This is a genomic window from Bilophila sp. 4_1_30, assembly GCF_000224655.1.
Lineage (GTDB): Bacteria > Desulfobacterota > Desulfovibrionia > Desulfovibrionales > Desulfovibrionaceae > Bilophila > Bilophila wadsworthia.
In genome coordinates this window covers 525,572-529,576 of record NZ_JH114232.1, presented here as the reverse complement: position 1 = coordinate 529,576, position 4,005 = coordinate 525,572, and the positions used below count along the sequence as shown (strand labels likewise).

The following is a 4,005-nucleotide window of genomic DNA, read 5'->3' as shown; positions in this document are numbered from 1 at the left end:
AGAAGGGTTCCTTCTCCCCTCCCCCGATTCCTCTTCTCTCCCACTTCTCCCCCAAAGGACACAGCCATGAAAACCGTCATCGTTATTCAGGCACGGCTGGGATCAAGCCGCCTGCCCTGCAAAACCTTGCTGAACCTGCACGGCCTGCCCGTCATCGACTGGGTGGTGGGGCGTTGCGCACGCTCGGAACTGGCCGACGATCTGGTCGTTGCCCTGCCCGATACCCGGCGCGACGAAGTGCTTGCCCGCCACTTGCGGGCGCAGGGCGTCAACACCTTCCGGGGCTCGGAACAAGACGTACTCTCGCGGATGCATGGGGCCGCCGCCGCGCACGGTGCGGATCTCGTGGTCCGCGTGTGCGCCGACAACCCGCTGATCTGGGGCGGGGAAATCGACAATCTGATCCGCTTCTACCAGCGCGAACACGCCGCCGGAAACTGCGACTACGCCTACAACCACATCCCGCGCAACAACCTCTACCCAGACGGCCTCGGCGCGGAAATCGTCTCCTTCGAGCTGTTCACCAGGGCTATGAACGAGGCCACCCTGCCCGCCCACCGTGAGCACTGCCTCTCGTATATCGTGGATAACCCGGAGCTGTTCGCCATCCGCACCTTCGATCCGCTCGATCCGGCCCTGCACCATCCGGAAATGAAACTCGACATGGACACCGCCGACGACTTCATCAACCTCGCCCTGCGCGATATCAGCCCGGACATCACACCCCGGGAAATCGTGGAGCTGTTCCAATGAAAAGCATCCTGTTCATCATCCTGCTGGTCGGCTGGGTCATCTGGGGCTTCAGATGGATGATCGGCAAAAACCGACGCTCCGTACCGAGCTGATGCCCCGACGCCCACGCCCTCGGTCAGGGGGCGCAACAGGACACAAAGGAAAAAGAAAAGACGCCCGATCAGCCTTCACGCTGACGGACGCCTCCCTATCCCGCATTCCCCCATTTCCCGAGACTCACGGCCTGAACCCCAGAAAGGAATTCGATAACGCCGTAAGCCTCGGGAGATGGGGGAACTTTTTTCGGAGAGAGCCTCTCCAACGGTTCCTTCCCTACCACTCCACCACAATCCTTACCTGCTGCCCGGCCTTGTTGGTGAACAGCAGATAGCCTTCCCGGTGCCCGAACAGATACACGTCGCGGGTGATCTCCACGTCCTTGCGGCAATATTCGGCGATGGAGGCAAGGTTGCCTTCCTTCCACCATTGCAGCGCCTGCATCCCGTCCGCGCTTTTGGGGGCGTTCAGGGTGGCACGGGCCAGGTTATCCAGCGAAACACGGTAAGAAAGCCGTTTTTTGACCTCCACGAGCATGTCCAGCGTGGGCAGGGAACGCAGATCGTATCCGGCGAACGGCTGCAGCACCGCGTAGTCGAAACGCGACGAGTTGAACCCGATGACCAAGCCAGCCTCTCTCAGGCGCTCGAACATGGCCGGGAGATCTTCCTGCTCGTATTCGGTGAAACAATCGCCCTTGGAATCGTACAGGACCGCCACGCTGACGCCCATGAGATCCGCCCGATGCCAGCCGCCCACCTCGGCCGCCGAACGCCGGGTTTCCACGTCGAGCACCATAAACCGCTCCGGAAGCGGCGCAACGATACGCTCGATGCTTCCCGCCGCCGGGCCTCCCAATTCAATATCAGCCGCCATAACGGTCTTCTCCTTCGGCTGTTCCGATTCCAGCCCGCTCACAGCCATATCTCCGCCCGGAGCAGGAGCCACCATGATCCGCTCCAACAAAAACAATGCCCCCGCCTTGTCGATGGGTCGGTTTCCCGAACCGCACTTGGGCGAGTGTACGCAAGACGGGCAACCGAGTTCGCAGGGGCAGCGCAACAACAGATCCCGCACCGCCGCGAACAATTCCGCAAGGCGCGGGAAAGCCGAACGGCACAACCCCGCGCCGCCGGGCAACCCATCATAAACGAAAACGGCGGGCATCCCGAGCTGCGCGTGCATGGGCGTGGAAATACCGCCGAAATCGTTACGGTCCGCCATGACCATCAGCGGCATGAGCCCGATACTCGCATGTTCCAGCGCGTGGATGGAGCCCATGAAATGCATGAGGCTGTCCTCGGTAGCCCGGCGCGGGCCATCCGGCACGCAAAACCACAAGCCCTCCGTCTCGAAAACCAACGGAGGCAGATCCAACGGCACGACGCAGATCAGCCGGTTGTCGGCAACGGAGCGCTGCTCATAGCCGGTGATGGTCTCCGTGACCCGAAGCCGCCCGAACGCGACAGGCGCACCAAACGCCGAGCCCGAAGCCTTCACTTCGATGATGGCGGTTTCCTTGTGGCTCCTGACCCGAGTATGCCAGTTTACCCGCTGTTGCGGCACTTCGCAGCGGACAACCCGCTCCGCCATATCAAGGCTTTTGACCACATACGTCTTCCCCCGATGCAGATAGACCGCGCCGGGGTGCGTCTCCTTGTACGCCTGATGCCCGTCCACGCTGCCGATGGGCTTGCCCTCGGCGTCCACAATGGTACACGACGCGCCGCAGCCCCGCAGATCCACATGCCGCTGCGGGCGCTTGCGGGCCGCCACCCATTCCCTGCCGTCCGCCGATTTAAGAAGCAGGCCTTCTTTTTCCAGTTCACCCAGCGCCGCCCGCGCGCCCGGGCCCCTCAGCCACGGATCGTCGCAAGCCAAAGGCAGTTCCGCCGCCGCGCATTCGAGATGCCGCTTGACGATGACGTCGTTGTCGGGATTGATGACCGCCCGTTCCGGCTCACGCCCGAAAAACGCCTCGGGCTGATGGATGAAATACTGATCCAGCGCGTCCTCGCCCGCGACGAGCAGCACCGCGGATTCCTGCCCGGCCCGCCCCACGCGGCCGCCCCGCTGCATGGTCGAAATGACCGTGCCCGGATACCCCACAAGGATGCACACGTCGAGGCTGCCGATATCGATCCCCAGTTCCAGCGCGCTGGTCGTAACCACGGCAAGCAATTGCCCATCACTCATGCGGGCTTCGATCTCGCGCCGCTCCTCGGGCAAAAAGCCCGCCCTATACGCGCTGATGCGCCCCGCGTAGCTTCCGGCCTTGTCAGCGGCCCACAGCGCGATGAGTTCCGTCATGCGCCTTGAACGGCAGTACACGATAGTCCGCAGCCCCCGCGCCAGAGCCGCCTTCAGAAGCGCGATGGCGGTTGTGGAGGGGCTGTCTTCCGGATCGATGAACACCATATGCCGCTTGCCCGTCGGTGCGCCCGATTCGCGGATGACAGGGATGTCCGTCAACTTTTGGGGCACATTAAGGGACCTTTCCGTCCCCAGTGCAACAGGCTCAGAAGAAGAGGAAGGGGAAAGCAGAGGGGAAAAAGGGGAAGCATTCTCCGAGGGAAGCCCCTTTTCCTGCACCAGTTCCCTGCCCAGCAGATTGCCCGCCAGTTCCTCTGGGTTGCCGACCGTCGCCGTGCAGAAAACAAAATTGGGGCGGGCGGCGTAGCGGGCGCAGATCCGGTTCAGGCGGCGGAAAAGCTGGCTGATATGCGATCCGAGCACGCCGCGATAGGTATGCGCCTCATCCACAACCACCAGCGAGAGCGACGCAAGGAACGTCGTCCATTGCTCATGGAAGGGCAAAATCGCCAGATGCAGCATTTCGGGGTTGGTAATCAGGACATTGGGCGGGTTCTTGCGGATCTTGCGCCGGAAATGATCGGTCGTATCGCCGTCATAGATGGCGATGGACGGCCTCGCCGCTTCGGGCCAATGCCCGGTCAGCTCCCCAAATGCGGCAAGCTGATCCTGCGCCAGAGCCTTCAACGGGAACAGCATCAGCGCCCGGCTGTCCGGGTCCTGCAAGCATTTTTCCAGTATCGGCAGGCTGTAGCACAGCGTTTTGCCGCTGGCGGTGGGCGTGGCGACCACCACGTCGCGCCCGGCGCGGACAGTATCCGCCGTCAGCGCCTGATGGCTGTAGAGCGACGCGATCCCCCGCTCGCGCAGCACCCCCGCAATGGCGCGGGGCCACGGGCGGCG

The 4,005-nt window shown here is 62.9% G+C and carries 2 protein-coding genes; one reads left to right on the top strand and one right to left on the bottom strand.

What is annotated here, in order from left to right:
- The first annotated feature begins 66 nt into the window (after window positions 1-66).
- Complete coding sequence (locus HMPREF0178_RS08990; RefSeq protein WP_009380309.1) at window positions 67-753, top strand: cytidylyltransferase domain-containing protein; 687 nt, start codon at window positions 67-69, stop codon at window positions 751-753.
- Between the two features lie 312 nt (window positions 754-1,065).
- On the opposite strand, the gene HMPREF0178_RS08985 is transcribed toward HMPREF0178_RS08990, so the two are convergent.
- Window positions 1,066-4,005: DEAD/DEAH box helicase (locus tag HMPREF0178_RS08985; protein ID WP_009380305.1), on the bottom strand; the 2,940-nt coding region annotated here is incomplete at its 5' end.

Bases quoted from the DNA above. Each gene is read 5' to 3' on its own strand.
- HMPREF0178_RS08990 (WP_009380309.1), top strand. From the start codon at position 67: ATGAAAACCGTCATCGTTATTCAGGCACGGCTGGGATCAAGCCGCCTG.